Source organism: Enterococcus casseliflavus (assembly GCF_029215545.1).
Lineage (GTDB): Bacteria > Bacillota > Bacilli > Lactobacillales > Enterococcaceae > Enterococcus_D > Enterococcus_D casseliflavus.
In genome coordinates this window covers 750,970-769,730 of the sequence record NZ_CP119393.1, presented here as the reverse complement: position 1 = coordinate 769,730, position 18,761 = coordinate 750,970, and the positions used below count along the sequence as shown (strand labels likewise).

Annotated in this window: 20 protein-coding genes; 7 read left to right on the top strand and 13 right to left on the bottom strand. The window is 43.1% G+C overall.

The genetic code is table 11. The features are described from left to right. Positions 1 to 72: 72 nt before the first annotated feature. Positions 73 to 384 (bottom strand): L-rhamnose mutarotase, encoded by a 312-nt coding sequence (rhaM, locus tag P0G38_RS03680; RefSeq protein ID WP_275854055.1) that lies wholly within the window; start codon positions 382 to 384, stop codon positions 73 to 75. A 39-nt stretch (positions 385 to 423) separates the two neighbouring features. Then, positions 424 to 1,530 (bottom strand): beta-galactosidase BglB, encoded by a 1,107-nt coding sequence (bglB, locus tag P0G38_RS03675; protein ID WP_142965485.1) that lies wholly within the window; start codon positions 1,528 to 1,530, stop codon positions 424 to 426. Positions 1,531 to 1,662: 132 nt separating this feature from the next. Here bglB and P0G38_RS03670 point away from each other — a divergent pair, with 132 nt between their 5' ends. Further along, on the top strand, positions 1,663 to 2,547 hold the full coding sequence (locus P0G38_RS03670; protein WP_074933332.1) for an AraC family transcriptional regulator: 885 nt from the start codon (positions 1,663 to 1,665) through the stop codon (positions 2,545 to 2,547). Positions 2,548 to 2,634: 87 nt separating this feature from the next. Here the strand turns inward: P0G38_RS03670 and P0G38_RS03665 are convergent, their stop codons facing one another. From P0G38_RS03665 to P0G38_RS03635, 7 genes are all read right to left on the bottom strand, one after another. Further along, a complete protein-coding gene (locus P0G38_RS03665) occupies positions 2,635 to 3,831 on the bottom strand; it encodes an MFS transporter (protein ID WP_275854054.1) in 1,197 nt (398 codons plus the stop codon). A gap of 291 nt (positions 3,832 to 4,122) precedes the next feature. Continuing rightward, entirely contained in the window at positions 4,123 to 5,880 is a 1,758-nt protein-coding gene (locus P0G38_RS03660; RefSeq protein WP_275854053.1) for a 1-deoxy-D-xylulose-5-phosphate synthase, read from the bottom strand. A 441-nt stretch (positions 5,881 to 6,321) separates the two neighbouring features. Beyond that, a complete protein-coding gene (locus P0G38_RS03655; protein ID WP_074933293.1) occupies positions 6,322 to 7,395 on the bottom strand; it encodes an ABC transporter substrate-binding protein in 1,074 nt (357 codons plus the stop codon). Next, a complete protein-coding gene (locus P0G38_RS03650; RefSeq protein ID WP_005228535.1) occupies positions 7,392 to 8,228 on the bottom strand; it encodes an ABC transporter permease in 837 nt (278 codons plus the stop codon). The genes P0G38_RS03655 and P0G38_RS03650 overlap by 4 nt, the downstream gene beginning before the upstream one ends. Next, positions 8,225 to 9,034, bottom strand: a complete 810-nt coding sequence (locus P0G38_RS03645; protein ID WP_010749878.1) for an ABC transporter permease — start codon at positions 9,032 to 9,034, stop codon at positions 8,225 to 8,227. The genes P0G38_RS03650 and P0G38_RS03645 overlap by 4 nt, the downstream gene beginning before the upstream one ends. Before the next feature lie 12 nt (positions 9,035 to 9,046). After that, entirely contained in the window at positions 9,047 to 10,135 is a 1,089-nt protein-coding gene (locus P0G38_RS03640) for an ABC transporter ATP-binding protein (protein ID WP_005234156.1), read from the bottom strand. Positions 10,136 to 10,151: 16 nt separating this feature from the next. Then, positions 10,152 to 10,694 carry a helix-turn-helix domain-containing protein gene (locus tag P0G38_RS03635; protein WP_015510239.1) on the bottom strand — a complete coding sequence of 181 codons (543 nt, stop codon included), beginning with the start codon at positions 10,692 to 10,694 and terminating at the stop codon, positions 10,152 to 10,154. Between the two features lie 387 nt (positions 10,695 to 11,081). Between P0G38_RS03635 and P0G38_RS03630 the strand changes: the two genes are divergently transcribed. The 4 genes from P0G38_RS03630 to P0G38_RS03615 are packed head-to-tail and all read left to right on the top strand — an operon-like array spanning position 11,082 to position 14,053. Continuing rightward, positions 11,082 to 12,071, top strand: a complete 990-nt coding sequence (locus P0G38_RS03630; protein WP_275854052.1) for an acrylyl-CoA reductase family protein — start codon at positions 11,082 to 11,084, stop codon at positions 12,069 to 12,071. Continuing rightward, entirely contained in the window at positions 12,068 to 12,817 is a 750-nt protein-coding gene (gene coaB, locus P0G38_RS03625) for a phosphopantothenate--cysteine ligase (RefSeq protein WP_266167209.1), read from the top strand. Before P0G38_RS03630 ends, coaB begins: the two co-directional genes overlap by 4 nt. A 31-nt stretch (positions 12,818 to 12,848) precedes the next feature. Further along, the gene (gene coaC / locus P0G38_RS03620) at positions 12,849 to 13,406 is read left to right on the top strand and encodes a phosphopantothenoylcysteine decarboxylase (protein WP_005228528.1); all 558 of its coding nucleotides are present in this window, start codon (positions 12,849 to 12,851) and stop codon (positions 13,404 to 13,406) included. 2 nt (positions 13,407 to 13,408) lie between these two features. Continuing rightward, on the top strand, positions 13,409 to 14,053 hold the full coding sequence (locus P0G38_RS03615; protein ID WP_275854051.1) for an ECF transporter S component: 645 nt from the start codon (positions 13,409 to 13,411) through the stop codon (positions 14,051 to 14,053). A gap of 66 nt (positions 14,054 to 14,119) precedes the next feature. Here P0G38_RS03615 and P0G38_RS03610 read toward each other — a convergent pair whose 3' ends face one another. The 4 genes from P0G38_RS03610 to P0G38_RS03595 all read right to left on the bottom strand — a co-directional run bounded on the left by P0G38_RS03610 (position 14,120) and on the right by P0G38_RS03595 (position 17,117). Continuing rightward, a complete protein-coding gene (locus P0G38_RS03610) occupies positions 14,120 to 15,334 on the bottom strand; it encodes a hypothetical protein (protein WP_275854050.1) in 1,215 nt (404 codons plus the stop codon). A 117-nt stretch (positions 15,335 to 15,451) separates the two neighbouring features. Continuing rightward, positions 15,452 to 16,336 (bottom strand): UDP-N-acetylmuramate dehydrogenase, encoded by an 885-nt coding sequence (murB, locus tag P0G38_RS03605; RefSeq protein WP_371875350.1) that lies wholly within the window; start codon positions 16,334 to 16,336, stop codon positions 15,452 to 15,454. Between the two features lie 301 nt (positions 16,337 to 16,637). Continuing rightward, complete coding sequence (locus tag P0G38_RS03600; protein ID WP_225000597.1) at positions 16,638 to 16,769, bottom strand: type II toxin-antitoxin system PemK/MazF family toxin; 132 nt, start codon at positions 16,767 to 16,769, stop codon at positions 16,638 to 16,640. A gap of 246 nt (positions 16,770 to 17,015) precedes the next feature. Then, positions 17,016 to 17,117: an AbrB/MazE/SpoVT family DNA-binding domain-containing protein gene (locus P0G38_RS03595; protein WP_225000598.1), complete on the bottom strand. Its 102-nt coding sequence runs from the start codon at positions 17,115 to 17,117 to the stop codon at positions 17,016 to 17,018. A 213-nt stretch (positions 17,118 to 17,330) separates the two neighbouring features. On the opposite strand from P0G38_RS03595, the gene P0G38_RS03590 reads away from it, so the two are divergent. Then, positions 17,331 to 18,083 carry an exodeoxyribonuclease III gene (locus tag P0G38_RS03590; protein WP_005234144.1) on the top strand — a complete coding sequence of 251 codons (753 nt, stop codon included), beginning with the start codon at positions 17,331 to 17,333 and terminating at the stop codon, positions 18,081 to 18,083. Positions 18,084 to 18,167: 84 nt separating this feature from the next. After that, positions 18,168 to 18,701: a 3'-5' exonuclease gene (locus P0G38_RS03585; RefSeq protein WP_010749886.1), complete on the top strand. Its 534-nt coding sequence runs from the start codon at positions 18,168 to 18,170 to the stop codon at positions 18,699 to 18,701. The last annotated feature ends 60 nt before the right edge of the window (positions 18,702 to 18,761 follow it).

Below are 18,761 nucleotides of genomic sequence, written 5' to 3'. Positions count from 1 at the left end.
ACTAACCAGTGATTGATGTCAAACAACTGATGCGACCGTGTTCGTTTTAAGGAATGAGCATTTTTGTCTAGCTTACAGCGTAAAGACTTCCTTTAACTCCTGTGTCACTGGCGAATCATCAGGATTTGTTTCCATGAGTTCTGCCATGTAATGCCACCATTTTTGGTTGATCTCGGTTGCCGCTAACTGCTGCCAGCGGGTTTCATCTTTAATCTCAAGGTAGCCAAACAACGCAAGGGTTTCTGGATCTAAGAAAATCTGGTAGCTTTTCGCCCCGTGTGCTATGAGCTGCTCTTTTAGTTCTGGCCATAGTTCGCGATGCCGTTTTTCATATTCTGCTTCATAACCAGGATGTAGCTTCATCCGAATCGCTTTTTTGATCATCTTTGTTTGCTCCTCTCTTTATTGCGTAAGGTGTTTAACTTAACAAAATGAAACCAATAGTTCAGTAAATGCTAAGACTGTCAGTGATTGCCCGTAAGGCATCGCCGTAATCGCAATGTTTTTGTAGTACTCCAAGTCTTCTCCCATTCCAGTACCGATGGAAACATTTTGGACTTCTCCATCTTCTGCGACTTGTTCGATCAAACCGGCTAACGCTTTATAGGCGACATCTTCCCAAGCTTTGTCAATGTAACGCTTATGAACGGCTTTTAAAATCCCATAGGCAAAACCAGCCGTCGCGGAAGCCTCCACATACGAGCTAGGATCGTCTAACAAGGTGTGCCACAGGCCACTTTCATCTTGCATTTCTTGCAAGGCAGTTAGTTGGTCTAAGAGGGTATTGATCAAGAAGCTACGTAACGCATCTCCTTCTTGCAAGTCGAGAATTTCAATGATCTCAGGAATCGCAATGGTGATCCAGCAGTTGCCTCTTGCCCAAAGCGCTTGTGCATAATTGTGGCGTTCTTCAAAGGTCCAGCCGTGGAACCAAAGCCCAGTTTTTTTATCCACTAAGTATTTGATATGGATCATAAATTGTTGTTTTGCTTCTTCGATATAAGCCGGACGATTCAGCAACATGCCAATTTTCGCCAAAGGCAAAGCAGTCATCATCAAGGTATCGTCCCAAAGCTGGTTGCGATTTTCTGGTCCATAGGTCGCATGCTGCAGACCATTTTCATCGGTTCGCGGCATATCATGCATGACCCATTCCGCCCATTGTTCAAGGTAAGGCAAGTAACGAGAATCTTTGGTGTCTTCATAAAGATACGCCATTGCTAAAAGCGGCGCCATCGTGTTGACATTTTTAGGGGGCGCGCCTTCTAACATCCGCTGCTCAAACCATTCTTCCACAACTTGGAGCGCTTTAGGATTTTTGGTGATTTGGTAGTTTTTATAAATGCCATATAGTCCCACCCCTTGCGGCCAGTTCCAAATCCCCCAGCTTTTATCATCAACGATCAAGCCGTCAAAGTCTAATAGAAATTCACCATTATCATCCTTGATCGTCGTTAAATTTTCGATCATGCGATCAATTTTTTCTTCCACGACACGTTTTTCCACAAATAACTGTTCTAAAATCACCATTGGGTTCATCCTCTCATTTCTCTTTGATAGATTGATCGTAACACGCTTACATTTACACAAAAATAGCAGTTATTGACACTTTACTATCTATTCTTGTATGATAAAATCAAACGAGCACGAAAGGAGCCAATCATGGAGAAGCAAAGTGCGGACACGATGATCAACGATCGCTTTGAGGCCTTTCATATCAAAGACATCGTAGAAGAAAACAATACCCTTTATCATTACCATAGTTTTTATGAGATTCACTGTACCTTAAAAGGATCAGCGGTCTTCTTTATCGATGGCGGAGAATTCCCTCTAGAACCTGGTACGATCATCTTGATTCCTCCGAATGTCTTGCATCGAATCGTCCATCAAACTTCTGATTTTTTCGAGCGAACCTACCTGTATATCAATCCTAGTTATCTCGCTGCCCTCTCCACTACCCAAACAGATCTCACTGCCTGTTTTCGTAGCAACGGCGGCATCAACAGTCGTATTTTATCGATCGATGCCGACCAACTAGACCAGCTATTGCGACCTTTGCGCAAAAAAACGGATAGCAATTATGGCACCGACTTACTTTATCAAAATCATTTGATTGCGTTTTTGATTTCCATCAATACGATTGCCTATCAGGAAAAAGAACCGCTGTTTTTATCCGACTCACTCTATAAAAATAAAGACATTTTGGCTGCCATTACCTATATCAATCAGCATTTGACCGCTGATCTCTCCTTAGAGACCGTCGCCAAAGCCCTTTTCATGAGCCCATACTCGCTTTCAAGGACCTTCAAAAAAGAAACTGGGGTCGCCTTTCATGCCTATGTCGTCAAGAAACGACTCTTAAAGAGCAAAGAAATTTTACGTAAAACCAGAAGCGCCACCGCCACCTTCGAAGCTTGCGGCTTCAACTCCTATACCCATTTTTTACGCTGCTTCAAACAAGAATTTCAGCTGACACCAAAAGAATTTTTACAAGAAGAAGCCCAAAATCAGTTTGTTCGTTTTGCGCATTTTGCAGGGAAAAAATAGCAAGCCGATGAAAAGATTTGCTTACAAAAAAGACTCTCTTACATTGACGATCGTAAGAGAGTTTTTCATTCAATCTTTTAAAAACAGCTACCCAAGTTCCTCAGAAGTTCCCCGCTCGAAATAAAGAAAATAGCGATTGCCGATCACTGACACAATCCCAATCATAACCAACAAGCCCCCTGACAGGATCATCTGCATCCCTGCTGTTTCATTGCCGCTGACTAGTATCAGCAAGCGTGATGCATAAGGTGCTAACGTGACTCCTAAATTGTAAGCAACGATCGAGACGATCGTGCCAAACTTAGCTTCCGCTTCACCACCAGTCGTCAGCAAGTGGGTGAAAAAAGGCATGATGTTGCGAAAGGCAAAGCCTAGTAGTAGAGAACAACCCAAGAGCAGCCCCACCGTCTGCAAGGGATACGTCAAATAGATGCTGCTTCCTGCAAGCAATGCCGCAACGGGCAGCAAACAGCGATGTAGGCGTCTATATATCAAGCCAAAGGCATTGCCGGAGATAAATGCCCCCGTCGCAATGGCGGCGATCATGTTACTGCCATCGGTCGCATCACCGATTCCTTTTTCCAACAACAACGGGGTGATCTGCAGATTGTAGTTGATAAACAAGACAACGATCAGAAACAAGAGCACACCCAAAACAAATGACTTTTGTTTCCGTTCTGTTGAAACCGTGACGTTCGCTCTCAGAGCCGCATCGGTGTTCGCTTTTGTTTCGTTGGGAATAAATACCTGAACAAAAAAGAGACTGATCAAGGCAAAGCCATAAACGAAGAAAGAGATCTCCCAACTGATCTTCACTAGCTGCCCTACCAGCAAAGTCATAAAGATACCACCTAAACCACCGACGGCACTCTCTAACCCAAGGGCCTTGGCTTTCTTTTGCGGCTCATTTTGGAACAACAAACTAATCATTTGAATCGCCAAACAATTGAATAAGCCGATCCCAAAGCCAAGAATCGCGCGCGAAAGAAACAAGACGGGAAAGCTCCCCTGATACCATGCCGGCAGCGTGCCAAAAACTGCCACAATGACCAAGCCGGTGACCATCGTGTATTTTTTGCCGATCCTTTTTTCGATCATGCTGGTAGTAAAAATCCCCAGCAAAAGAAACAATGACGGAATCGTGGTCAGTAACCCGACGTAGACCGCATCTACTTCTGGAAAGCTTGCCGCAATTGCGGGAACATTGGCAGAAATCGCTGGTGCAGAATAAACAACCATTGCCACCGACAGTAGTGCCAGCAACTTCATTGAAAAAAATTTCATAGTTCCCCCTTTTCTTTTTACAAAATACTTTTTTTGTTTCTCTGATGCTCAACCGAATAAGTCAACAAAGCAATCTTTTCCTACCTCTTTATTATTTGCTGGATCGCCAGCATTTGACCAATGCTTCCTACGCTGAGGCTTTATGCTTGAAAAGCATTGGTCTTCTGCATTTGCTGCAGACCGTCACCGATTGTCTGCGAAAAAACCTTGCAGTCTGTTTTTCTGCAAGGTTTTCTTCGATCATTCATTTTTTAACAATCCTATCAGCTACATAAGACACCCCAAGAGAACTTATTTCTGCAGCTGTTCTATGACATCTTTCGTAATTGCCTCAGCAGTGATACCAAGTTCGGATAAAACGTCCGCTGCTCGGTAATTATCATAAAATTTCTTTTCTAAGCCATAGTTTTTGACGGCAATCTCACGATCACCAAGATAGCTGGCAATCATTTGTCCATAGCCGCCCTCTCGTATGCCGTCTTCCAACGTGACAACGAGTTTATGCGCTCGTGCCACAGCATCCAGCAACTCTTTGTCGACCTCTGAAATAAACTTAGGATTGATCACCGTTGGCGTAATTCCATGTTGCATTTTCAATTGTTCTGCGATCTCTTCTGCTAGCGCATAAAAGTTTCCAACACCGACGATGGCTACCTGCGTACCAGCTTGAGTCACCTCATTTTTTTGATCGCTATAGTCAGTAGAGGCTGCTCTTACCGTTTCGTTGACAGGTCCAACCGGTACCCGGATCGCAACCGGAGCGTTGGTTTGTTCCAGCGACCAATCCAACATTGCCAGATATTCTTCTTTAGAGGTTGGCGCAAGATAAATAAGGTTGGGAATATGTGCCAAAAAGGGGATATCAAAAATTCCCAGATGGCTCTCGTCATTCATTCCATGAATCGATGCACCGTATACCAGAATCGTTCCAGGCAGATGATTTAAGGCCAAATCATGGGAAATTTGATCAAAACTACGTTGCATAAAGGTAGAAAAAACGGCCCAGACAGGTTTCGCTCCATTTTTTGCTAACCCAGCAACCATCGATACCGCATGTTCTTCTGCAATACCCACATCTACAAATTGTTTACCTGCTTTTTCTCGTTGTTCTGGAGAAAAAAGCAGCATCGGTGTACCAGCGTTTACTGCCACGACTTTAGGATCTGTCGCCATTTTTTCTAATAAATAATCCGTCGTTAAGCTGTTGTAGGTTACTTGATTGCCCCCAGCAGAAATATATTCGCCTGTTTCTAAATGAAAGGGACCGCCTGCATGAAACTTTTCACGATTTTCTTCCGCAAACTTGAAGCCTTTGCCTTTGATCGTATGAATGTGTAATAAAACAGGATGATCAATGTCTTTTACTTTTTCAAATAAAGCGATCAAGGCAGCGAGATCATTTCCTTCATCTAAATAGTGGTACTCAAAACCAATCGCTTTGAACAGATTGTCTGCTGCTTGCCCCTTGGTTTCCCGCAATGTCCGTAAATTTTGATACATCCCTCCATGGTTTTCCGCGATTGATTGGTCATTGTCGTTGAGGATCACGATGGTATTGGTGCCTAATTCCACGATATTGTTCAAGCCTTCAAACGCTAAGCCACCTGATAGAGAACCATCGCCAATCACGGCAACGACGTTATACGTTTCATTTTTTAGGTCACGGGCTTTCGCCACACCATTTGCCAACGAAACTGACGTGGAGGTATGACCGACCGTAAAGAGATCGTGCTCGCTTTCTTTCGGATTCGTGTAACCAGAAACCGCATCATACTGCGCAGCATCAAGAAAAGCATGAGCGCGTCCCGTCAGCATTTTATGGATATAGGTCTGATGAGACACATCAAAAATCAGCTTATCTGTGGGAGAATCAAAGACTTTATGCAACGCGATCGTCATCTCAACCATCCCCAGATTGGGGCCATTGTGCCCCCCATGGTGACTGATTTTTTCCAATAAAGCAGTTCGTGCTTCTACTACCAGTTCTTGAAGTTGCCCACTGGTCAATTCTTTTAACTCTTTGGGGCTTTTGATTTTTTCTAATAACATGTACATACCTCCTGTAGAAATGTTTGAATGGTTCGTGTGTTTACTCACAAGGAAAAAGACACGAAGTCGAAATAAGTAGATCGTTCTCTGGAATGAAAAAAGCGGCAATCGGAGCTAGGCGCTCTTTTTTAAATTCCTGTCAAACCAAGAAACAGCAAGTTATCCTAAAGGGAAATCATGATTTTTCTGAGTTTCAACAATCGCTGCTCATTTCTTCTATCTAAAAAGATACCACCTAGAGTTGACTTTAGGTCAAGTAGTTTTTGAAACATTTTGAACAAAACGAGGTTGATTTTTCCTAATTATTGAAACAATTGCAGGTTTATTCTCTATAAATTTTCTTTTCTAATACATATTCCTAGAGATTCATTTGATATGTCATAGTAAATTATAAAAAACTGCCATTAAACAGGATCCATTCCCTGCTTAATGGCAGTTTGCTCATTTCCGATACATCTTCAATTCCAAGAACAAATCATTATAGATGCCCAGATACTCAGCACCTAAGTTTTCATAGACTTCGAGGTGTTCCATTAATTCATCGGATGGATAGAATTGTTCGTCTTCGGTGATCTCGTCAGGCAGTAATGCCATGGCTGCTTGGTTAGGTGTGGAATAGCCGATGTATTCTGCGTTTTGTGCAGCGTTCTCGGGTTCCAGCATAAAGTTCAAGAAGGCATAAGCGCCGGCTTCGTTTTGTGAGGTCTTAGGAATGACCATATTATCGAACCACAGGTTGGAGCCTTCCGAAGGGATCACGTAATGAATGTGCTCGTTTTCGTACATCATGTCGGCTGCTTCCCCAGAAAATGTGACCGCAACCGATGCTTCTTCATTTGCCATGTACATCTTGATTTCATCAGCAACGATGGCTTTGATGTTTGGAGTCATGGTCCGAAGCTTATTGAATGCCTCTTGCAGCTGATCATCGTCTTTGCTGTTTAGAGAATAGCCTAAGCTGTCCAAACCTAATCCCATCACTTCACGCGCGCCATCAATCAGCATGATGCTGTTTGCTAATTCGGGTTTCCAAAGATCGTCCCATTGGGTGATCTCACCTTCATCAAAGAACTTATCGTTATAGACGATCCCTAGTGTTCCCCAGAAATAAGGGATGGAATATTGATTGCCTGGATCAAAACTCAGGTCCAAAAAGCGAGGGTCGATATTGTCTAGCCCTTTGATTTTACTGTGATCCAATGGTTTTAAAAGATTTTGTTCCATCATTTTCTCAATCATGTATTCACTCGGTATGGCGATGTCATAAGACGTACCGCCTTGTTGGATCTTCGTGAACATCGCTTCATTTGAGTCAAAGGTTTCATAATTGACTTTGTAGCCAGTCTCTTCTTCAAACTTACTGATCAAATCAGGGTCGATGTAGTCGCCCCAGTTGTAGATGTTGACGACTTCAGCACCTGCCATACCAGAGGAGCGTTCCAATTCACGGACACCAAAGAGCAAGATCAGGACGATCGCAACAATACCGATAATCAGAGATTGTAGTCGTTTCATCGCAGATTTGCCACCTCCACACGGCGGTTTTTACGCAATTTCTTCGCGCCGTTTTCTTTACTGATAAAGTAATAGCCTACCACCAGGATCATGGAGAATAAGAAGACAAGTGTACTCAATGCATTGATTTCTAAACTGATTCCTTGACGTGCTCTAGAATAGATCTCTACCGATAAGGTACTAAAGCCATTGCCTGTCACAAAGAATGTCACGGCAAAATCATCGAGTGAATAAGTAAAGGCCATGAAATAGCCGGCGATGATGCCCGGTGTCAAGAAAGGCAAAATGATATTTTTAATGACTTGAAAATTATTCGCGCCTAAATCACGGGCAGCATCGATCATTGAATCGTTCATCTCTTGCAGTTTCGGCAAGACCATCAACACCACGATCGGGATACTAAAGGCGATATGCGAAAGCAATACGCTGAAAAAGCCTAAGCTAAACCCACGGAACAAGTTGCCGATCATCGTAAAGAAAATCAAGAAGCTGGCACCAATGATGACATCTGGTGAAACCAACAAAATATTATTCAAACTCAACAATGCCGTTCTCGTTCGGCGTTTGCGGGTATAGTAGATGCCCATCGCACCAAATGTGCCGATGATCGTTGCCAGTAATGCTGATAAAAATGCCAGCATAAAGGTGTTCAACACGATGATCATCAAGCGGGTATCTTGAAAGACGGATTGGTAATGTTCAAAAGTGAAACCCGTAAAAGCATTCATGGTGCCTCCTTCATTGAAGGAATAGAAAATCAAATAAAAGATCGGCACGTACAAAAGAATAAAGACGACGATCAGATAAAGATTCGACCAGCGAAATTTTTTCATTTACGTTGCCCTCCTTTTTTCTTTTCTCCCGTAAACAGCATCACGAGGAACATAGCGATGATCAAAATGACGCCGATGGTCGAACCCATGCCCCAGTTTTGGGTAACGAGAAAGTGCTGCTCGATCGCCGTACCAAGCGTGATCACGCGATTGCCCCCAATCAAACGGGTCAACATGAAGAGGGAGAGCGACGGAATGAAGACGGCTTGGACGCCGCTTTTCACACCGTTTAACGACAGAGGGAAAATCACTCGTCGGAACGTATCATAGCTGTTTGCCCCTAAATCGCGGCTGGCACTGATCAAAGAGGGATTCATTTCTTCTAAGGCATTAAAAATCGGCATGATCATAAAGGGTAGTTCGATATAGACGGCAACCGTCAAAAAGCTAAAGTCGGTAAACAAAATCTGCTTTGGTCCAACACCCATGATTTCTAGGAAGTTGTTGACACTGCCATGAATGCCGAAAATCCCAATAAACGCATAGGCTTTTAACAATAAGTTGACCCACGTTGGTAAGATGATCAACAGCAGCCACAAATCTTTGTGACGCAGCTTAGTTAAGAAATACGCTGTCGGGTAGCTGATCACTAAGGTAATCACGGTGATCAAAAAGGCATACCAAACCGAGTTTAAGGTCATGATCAAATATTTGCCAGAACCTAAGTAGCTTTGATAATTGACCAGCGAAAAGTTGCCGTTCATATCAAAAAAGGATTGGTAGATGATCAATAAGACTGGTGCAATAACAAATAGCAATAACCAAAAGACATAGGGTATCGCATAAAAACGACGCATTTTCGTCATTAGCTTTCCCTCCTAATCTTCGTAGCTCTCTAAACGAGCATCAAAATCTTCTTCGGACTCATTGAAACGCATGACGTGGATATCTTCTGGTTCAAAGGAAAGCCCGATCTTGCTTCCTTCAGTGGCTTTTCTTGTAGAGTGAACCATCCACTCGTTGCCTTGTTCGTCGTAACAAATGATCTCGTAATGCACGCCTCGGAACAATTGCGTGTCTACTTCAACGACCAGCTTGCCTTTTTCAACGGTCGTCAAATTCAAATCTTCTGGACGGATCACGATCTCAACAGCTTCATTCGGCCGCATCCCGCCATCGACACATTCAAATTGCTTGCCGACAAACTCCACTAAGTTGTCTTCGATCATCGTGCCTGTGACAATGTTGCTTTCACCGACAAAATCCGCCACAAAATGGTTGATTGGTTCATCGTAGATATCCACTGGTGTGCCGCTTTGAACAATCTTCCCTTTGTTCATAACGAAAATCTCATCACTCATCGCCAACGCTTCTTCTTGGTCATGGGTGACAAAAATAAAGGTGATGCCTAGTCGCTGCTGCAATTCCCGCAGCTCGTATTGCATGTCGGTTCGCAATTTCAAATCCAATGCGGACAATGGTTCATCCAGGAGCAATACTTTGGGTTCATTGACGATCGCTCGTGCGATTGCGACCCGTTGGCGTTGTCCTCCAGACATTTCGCTGATTTCACGATTCTCATAACCAGGAAGCTGTACTAACCGCAACGCTTCTAAGACTTTTTTATTCACTTCATCTTTTGGTAATTTTTTGATTCGCAGACCAAATGCCACATTTTCAAAAACGTTCATATGTGGGAATAAGGCGTAATCTTGAAAGACAGTATTCACTTGCCGTTGATTGGCAGGAACGTCATTGATTCTTTGTCCATCAAAATAAACGTCGCCTTCTGTTGCGTCCGAAAAACCCGCAATGATGCGTAAGATGGTTGTTTTTCCACAACCTGAAGGACCTAACAATGTATAAAAGCGACCTTCTTCAATATCAAAACTCACTTTTTTCAAAACTGTTTCATCATCATCAAATCGCTTCACCACATTGTTGAATGAAATTATTGTTTTTCCCACACTCTTTCCTCCTGTACTATAAATAAGAATCTGTCACGACTACAAGCACACGGCTTTTTTTGCCCGCAATATTTTTTAATTGATGCGGCTCAGTCGCCTGATAATAAATCGATTGGCCTTTACGAGCCTTGTACTGCGTTTCTCCTAGTGTCAAGGCCACACTGCCCTCTAAGACATAGATAAATGTTTCTGCTAACGATGGTTCAAAGGTCTTGTATTCGCCCGCTTTATCAAAGGTCAGCAAGACTGGCTCCATTTCTTTTTCATTGGAATCGGGAATCAGCCACTTCAATTCATAGCCATTTTCTTCATCATAATAAAGCGTGCTGTCTTCTTCGCGATAAACCACTTGATGCTGCGCATTTTCTTCTCGGAAAAATTCCTCTGGTGTCACGCCTAAAACTTCTAAGATCGTAAAAAAAGTTTCCATAGAAGGCGAACTCAAATCACGTTCCAACTGTGAGATATAGCCTTTCGTCAAATCGGTCCGCTCGCCTAATTCTTCTTGGGTCAAATTCTTTTGAACGCGCAAATTGCGCAGCTTCTCGCCAATCTCCATGTTCATTCCCCCTTTTATTGACACAACTGCAAGTAAAAAAAGTTTGCTATAAGTAAACTTCATGTTTAATTTCACTTTTTCTAGTATACAAATAATTGCAAAAAACACAAGCCTTTTTTCTTCATTTTTTTGAATTATTTTCTCTCTGATCAAAAAAAGGAGTGACGCTAAACGCTTGTATTATAAAGGAAAGGAGTGGCGGTCCCGTCATTTTCGCTTTTCAAAGGTTTAAAAGAACAACTTCTATTTTAACGAAGAAAAGGTAGATTTAATAATAATCTGTTTTTGCTGATTTTTTGATAAGAAGACTTACCTTTTCTTGCTTCGCTGGTTAAAAAAATAAAACTTATGGTATTATGAGTACAAACCATCAAAGGAGTGTCTGAAATGACGAATTTCTCTACCTTTCGTGTCATGAATGAACCAAATTTTACTGCTTCACTCACAACTGCAACCCTTGACGAGCTGCCAGCAGGCGATGTGCTTGTCCGTGTTGATTACTCAGATGTCAATTACAAAGATGCCTTGGCAGCAAAAGAAAATGGCGGCGTGATCCGCACGTATCCGATGACGCCGGGAATCGATTTAGCAGGGGAAGTCGTGGACAGTCAGTCTGCTGATTTTGCCCCAGGCGACCAAGTCTTAGTGACAGGTTATGGCTTAGGGGTTTCTCACCCCGGCGGTTACAGTCAATTTCAACGGGTCCCAGCCGAGTGGCTCGTGAAACGTTCTGCTGGTTTTTCAGCAAAAGACAGTATGACCTATGGCACTGCTGGGTTCACAGCAGCTTTAGCGGTGCAAGAATTAGAACAGCTGCACTTAGCAAAAGACGCTGCTATTTTGGTGACAGGCGCTAGCGGTGGCGTCGGCAGTGTCAGCATTGCTTTATTGAAAAAACTGGGCTATACAAATATAGTGGCGCTATCTCGGAAAAACGATGCGCAATGGTTGTTAGACCTAGGCGCAGCAAAAATCATCAGTCCTGATGACGTGGTACCAGAAAAGGTCAAACCATTAGCAAAACAAACGTTTGCAGCGGTCATCGATACAGTTGGCGGTCCATTGCTTGCGGCAGTGCTTCCGCAAATCGCGTATGGGGGCGGTGCCTTCTTATGCGGCAATGCTGGTGGAATCAAAATCGAAACGACTGTCTTACCATTTATTTTGCGTGGGATTCGCGTAATTGGGATCGATTCGGTCAATGTTTCCCATGAGATCCGCTCGACATTATGGGAGAAATTAGCGGGTGAGTGGAATGTGATCGATCAGCTTTACACGAAAGCCATCACTTTGGAAGACTTGCCAGAAACATTGGCAGCTTTATTAGCTGGTACGCACCAAGGACGGACGATCGTTGAGGTGTCACAAGCGCAATGAGAATTTTGATTACGGCTGGCGGTACTTCTGAAAAAATCGATGATGTCCGTGCAATCACGAATCATTCCACGGGCTCACTTGGTCAAGCCATTGCCAAGGAATGGCTGCAATACCCTGAGGTGGCCATCGATTACGTTACGACGAAAACTGCCAAACAACCGCCGACCGATCCACGCGTTACCTGTCATTTCATTGAAGGGACCACGGACTTGTTGACGCAGTTGACCGATTTATTGACGACCCATTCGTATGCTGCTGTGATCCACAGTATGGCAGTCAGTGATTTCACCCCTGCTGCTCATTTTTCAGAAGCAGCGTTTTATGAAGCAATCAACGATGCCCTACCAGCTTATGACAACCAGGTCACTCCGGCATTGATGGCACACGTGCTCTCACAATCTGAATCAACGGCAGGCAAAGTTTCTTCCAATACTGATCATTTGTTTTTAGTGTTGAAGAAAACCCCAAAAGTGATCCAAACCATCAAAGCATTACAGCCGACAACCTTATTAGTCGGATTCAAATTATTAGTAGACGTAGCGGAAGTCGAGTTGTTTGCGGTCGCACGAAAAAGTCTGCTAGCTAGCCAAGCGGATTATGTGTTGGCCAACGACTTGACGCAAATTTCTGGAAACCAGCATGTCGGACACCTTTTGACACAAGAAGGACAAATCGGGACTGGCCGCACAAAAGCTGAGATCGCAACCTTGATCGTTGACACATTACGCAATGACCTGCGTGCTTAGCTAGATGTTTTTTAGAAAAGGAGAAAGAAACATGAAACAAAAACACGTTCTGCTTGGCGTCAGCGGCAGTATCTCTGCATACAAAGCAGCCGACCTAACCAATGAATTAACCAAAAAGGGCTATGCAGTGGATGTCTTAATGACTCAAAACAGCACACAATTTATTACGCCTTTGACGTTACAGTCATTATCCAAACGCCCGATCCATGTCGATGTTATGCAAGAACGTCAACCAGATCGGATCAATCATATTGAACTAGCCAAACAAGCCGATCTTTTCTTGCTCGCCCCAGCCAGTGCCAACAGTATTGGCAAGCTGGCGCATGGGATAGCCGATGATTTGATCTCAACAGTTGCCTTAGCGTTGCCGTTATCCGTTCCCCGCTTGATTGCGCCAGCCATGAATACCGTCATGTACGAAAACCCGATTGTTCAAAGAAATTTGGGGATTTTGAAAGAAGTCGGCTTCCAAGAGATTGAACCCCGTGAAGCGTTACTGGCTTGCGGTGATTTCGGCAGAGGCGCATTAGCAGCAACAGAAACGATTCTTGAAAAAGCATTGACTGCTTTGGAAGTACGGAGTGTCTAACAATGAAAAAAATATCAACTTTTGAACTTGTCTTAACAGCTTTCTTTTTAGGAATCTTGATTCTTTTAGCATCGGTTCCCTTTCTTGGGTTTATTCCCTTAGGACCAATCAATGCGACAACGATGCACATTCCTGTGATCATCGCTTCCATTGTATTAGGCCCTCGGATCGGCGGCTTTTTAGGTGGCGCCTTTGGGATCATCAGTATGGTGCGTTCGACCTGGATCATCACCCCGCTTTCTTTTGTCTTCTCCCCTTTCGTACCGATTTATGGGAGTGATCAAGGAAGCTGGAAAGCGATCCTCGTAGCGTTAATTCCTCGTATTTTGATTGGTGTCGTTCCTTACTTTGTTTATAAAGGCTGTCAAAAAATCTGGAAAAACAAACAGCAAAGTCTTTCGCTACTGATTGCTGGTGTTGCTGGAGGCTTGACGAATACGATCCTAGTAATGAACTTGATCTACTTCTTGTTCCAGCAAGAATATGCGGAGGTTGTGGGGAAAGCTGGCACTGCTGTCTATGCAGCGATTTTGGGTGTAATCTTCGCCCAAGGTGTACCTGAAGCCATTGTAGCGGGAATCGCCACGATGGCAGTTGGAACCGTCCTTTTACGCTTAGTCATGAACCGCAAAAAAAATCGTATCTAAAAAAATAGCGACCGCCCAAAGTTAGCTTTTTGGCTAACTTAGGCGGTCGCTTCCCTTTTGAGTGACTCATAGACTTTGTGTCACTTGGAGTGCTTCGACAAGCTCTTGATACTGCTCTTGGGTCAAGTACTCTTCATAAAATGTCAAATAATCATCGATATCTGCTGGGGTCAAATAAGGCAGCTCTTGCTTGATTTGCAGCAGCAGTTCTTCAAACTCCTCATCCGTCAGCATATAAGAAGACCAATCATCGGCTTCATCATAGCTATCCCAGTACTCATCATCATTTTCATACCCATCGTCATAGCTGTCATCCCAACCATAATCATAGGGAGAAAACAATTCTTCTGGGTCAATCAATTCTTCTGCTGTAGGGATTGCAACAGCAGTATCACTTTTCTTCCCTGTAAAAGTCACCGTGGCTCCGATAGTGGTTTGCAGCTCATCCGCTTGCACGAAGTGAAAAGCCATTTTCTGCTGATTTGTTTTCGTATTGATGGTCATGGTTAAGTCAAACTGCTCGACTTCTTCCAACATCGTTTCTAATTCGGCGACTTGCTTTTGATCGGCGCCGTGTTCTTGGGCATAATCTGCATAATCTGCCAATTCTTCTTTGGTAAACGTGTGGCTGATCGTATCTCCATCTCTTTTGAAAGCATCCGGTTCAAAGGTTTTCAGATAGTCTGCAAATGTCTCATTATGAAAAAGACTGTTCATGGTAAAGAGGTTTTCAGGCTCTTTTTCTGCTTCGGTTGTCCCCTCGCCGTCCTCTGCAAAAGTTCCTTCGCCAAAGTAAGAATCTAAGGTTTCTTGATCGATGCGCAGGTATTTGCCTTCATATTCCGCAGCTTCTGGTTTTGTCCCATAACTGTCACTATCAAATGCGCTGATATACCCTTGCAGTGTTTCATAGATTTCAGCTGACACATACGCTTCTTGTTTTTCTGGATCGACGATCAGCTTGATCGGCAGCTCCTGCCCCCCAAAAGCGACTGCCAGATTGAGTAAAATCGCTTTGGTTTCTTTGTCCTGGACGAAGTCCCCTTTAAATGACGAGCCGACTAACTGTGACATCAACATAGAGGCATACCTATCGGCTTCTTGACCGTATTCGCTGCTGCTGCCCATCTCAAAGGTATCGATCGTCGCTTGGAATTCACCAGCATTCGCTGCTTGCTGATTCGTCAACTGTTCGGCAAACTGTTCTTGCGGTAATTTCGTACAACCGCCGAAAAGAAAGGCGAACCCAACAAACAAAATGACGCGTCCCCACTTTTTCATCCTGCTCACTCCTTTTCGTTTATTGTACCGAAGACTGAGAAAGCTTACAAACCTAAGCTCTTTTTTATCAGCTCTCATAAAAAAAAGACTGCCCCTCAGGACAATCTTTTCGCTATTCTATTCTTCGCCGATGATTCGGACTTCTGTTTCTAAGGTGACATCAAAGGTTTCTTTGATGACTTGTTGGATATGAGCGATCAGTTCGACGTAATCCGTTGCAGTGGCTTGATCGACATTCACGATAAAGCCCGCATGTTTTTCCGAAATTTGGGCTCCGCCCCATTTCAATCCTTGTAAGCCTGCATCTTGGATCAGCTTGCCGGTAAAATGACCGACTGGACGTTTAAAGACACTCCCACAAGAGGGGTATTCTAGCGGTTGCTTCAATTGCCGCAATTCTGTCAGTTCATCCATCCGCTTTTTGATTTGCTCTTGATCGCCTTTTGCTAAATCAAAGCGACTGCTCAAAATGATCATCTTTTGCTCTTGCAATTTGCTATGACGATAAGCAAATTCCATTTCTTCCTTGGTATAAGTCACGATTTGACCATTAGCCAGCAAAACGTCGCAGGACGCAAAGACATCTTGGATTTCGCCATCATAGGCGCCAGCATTCATAAAGACGGCACCGCCGACACTGCCAGGAATCCCGCAGGCAAATTCAAAACCAGTCAACGATTCATGCAAAGCGACATAGGTGGTATCGATCAACTTTGCTCCAGCATCGACGATCAAAGAAGTGCCGTCTACCACGATTTGGTTCATTTCTGATAGCATGATCACCACGCCGCGAATACCACCATCACGGACGATCAAGTTGCTGGCATTTCCTAAGACGATCCAAGGAATCGCTTGTTCTCGGCAATAATCAAGCAGCTGTTTGGCTTCATCTGCTGTTTTGGGAAAAGCCAAAATGTCTGCCGGTCCACCAGTTTTTGTATACGTATAGTTCAATAAGGGTTCATCTTTTAATAAGGCAATTTCAGGGAATTGCGCAATCATCAAGTCTTTATTCACGAGAAGGTTTCCTTTCACAATAAACATCTCACTTATTTTAGCATGTTCAAGGAAAAGTTGCTACCTCTGGTGAATCAAAGAAAAGCTTAATGGTCGAATGACCCATAAGCGCCTCTTTTCGAATGACCTGATTAATAAAGAGTAAGCTTCAAAAAAAGTGTTTTGTTATTTCAGATAATCGTTCTTTCATCTCCGTAGTGACTTTATCGACTACTTCTAAGTTGCTGCGATGCAAGAAGTCCACACTGCAAATATGCTGACAAAGAATCGTCCCTTGAACTTTACTTTATTGTGTTTCGGTAACTGTTTGAAACGCATTCGATCGAGCAAATTTTTCTTCTACATATTTTTTTGAGCTACTGATTGGCATCACTAAGATGGTATTGAAACTCTTGTTATAATAATCATTACTAACCACTACACACGGTCTTTTTTTGCCATTTCATTTCCTTTGGTGTGATTTAAGTCAATAAAAGAATATCTCCTTGCCTTACCATTCAATGTTCTCCTCACTTAAATCTTTTTCAAAAAACATCTCACCTGTGTCAAATTTTCCCATTTCTTCTATGATCGCTAATTCTTGTTTCCAAAAAGCTTCAAAAGAAGGTGCTGCTTTTTCGCCTCTTACCTTGATCTCACCTTCTGGGGTAAATTCAAAAATTACCTAGTGATTCTCTTTTAAGCCTAGTATTTGCCGCACACTTTTTGGAATAGTTATTTGATTTTTCGAAGTCATTTTCGCTGAAACTTGCGCTTTGATCGTCATGAAACTGCCCCCTTTTCAAAATGACTGTATCATAAAATGGAAGTAAGCGTAAGGAGCCATCGTTCCTTTTCCGTACTACAAACGAATTTTCTCTAGCATCCAAATTTAATCCTCATTCTTCCTCCTTGTTTTCCTCATTCCGCTCACTTGCTTTGCGCTTCTGGCTTTTTTAGGTAAAATGGGAGGCGTAGTGGAAAATAAGGAGGAGTCTCAATGAAATTTATTTCTTGGAATGTGAATGGTTTACGGGCCATCGTTAAAAAAAATTTTTCTGAAGTGTTTGAAGCCCTCGATGCTGATTTCTTTTGTTTACAAGAAACAAAGCTGCAAGAAGGTCAGATCGAATTGGATTTACCAGGCTATCATCAATACTGGAATTATGCGGAGAAGAAAGGCTATTCTGGCACAGCAATTTTCGCAAAAGAACCTGCACTATCGGTCCGTTATGGATTAGGAATCGAAGAACATGATACGGAAGGTCGCGTCATCACGCTGGAGTATCCTGAATTTTTCTTGATTACTTGCTACACACCGAATTCCCAAAATGAATTGCGCCGCTTGGATTATCGCATGACTTGGGAAGATGCCTTTTTGGCTTACTTGACTGAATTGAAACAACAAAAGCCAGTGATTCTCTGCGGTGATTTGAATGTTGCCCATAAAAATATCGACATCAAAAATTGGAAAACCAATCAAAAAAGTGCTGGGTTTACACCTGAAGAACGGGAAAAGTTTTCGACTCTTTTGGCTGCTGGCTTTACCGATACGTTCCGCTATTTCTATCCAGATGCAGAAGGTATTTATTCTTGGTGGAGCTACCGTTTCAACGCTCGCAAAAACAATGCTGGCTGGCGCATCGATTACTTTGTCGTTTCGGATGACTTAAATGAGCGCTTGCTAGACGCCAAGATCCATACAGATATCATTGGTAGTGACCATTGTCCGGTGGAACTGGATCTCAACTAACCGTAAGAAAACTTCAGTTTTTCTTAACGTTTGTTCGCTTTTCATTCTTTGATTTTGTGCTAGAATGGCAATGAGGTGAGTCTGATGAATTTTATCGCAATGGACTTTGAAACAGCAAATTATCAAAAGCATAGTGCCTGTTCCCTTGCACTAGTCATGGTACAAGATAGCAAAATCGTGGGCGAATATTACACATTGATCCAACCGGAAACGGAATTTTTTTGGAAAAACATTCAAATTCATGGCATCCGTCCAGAAGATGTACAAGAAGCGCCTAAGTTTCCTGACGTATGGAAACAAATCCAACAATATTATCAACTGAACAGTTTGATCGTTGCGCATAACGCTGGTTTTGATACTGGAGTTTTGGCGGGATGTCTTGATTATTATGGGTTGTCACAACCAAATTATCTTTCCTTATGCACGGTGCGAACGAGCCGCAAGCTGTATCCAGAATTTACGAACCACAAATTAAACACGGTTTGTGAGCAATTACAGATTCCTTTACTAAACCACCATGATGCACTAGAAGATAGTCGGGCATGTGCCCAAATCTTATTGCGTCAAGAAGAAGAATTTGGCATCGATCCATTAAAAAAATTGGTTTTAGTCAAATAAATAAGAACGTGCGTCCTAAAGTCAGCATTGCGCTAGCCTTTAGGACGCACGTTCTCTTTT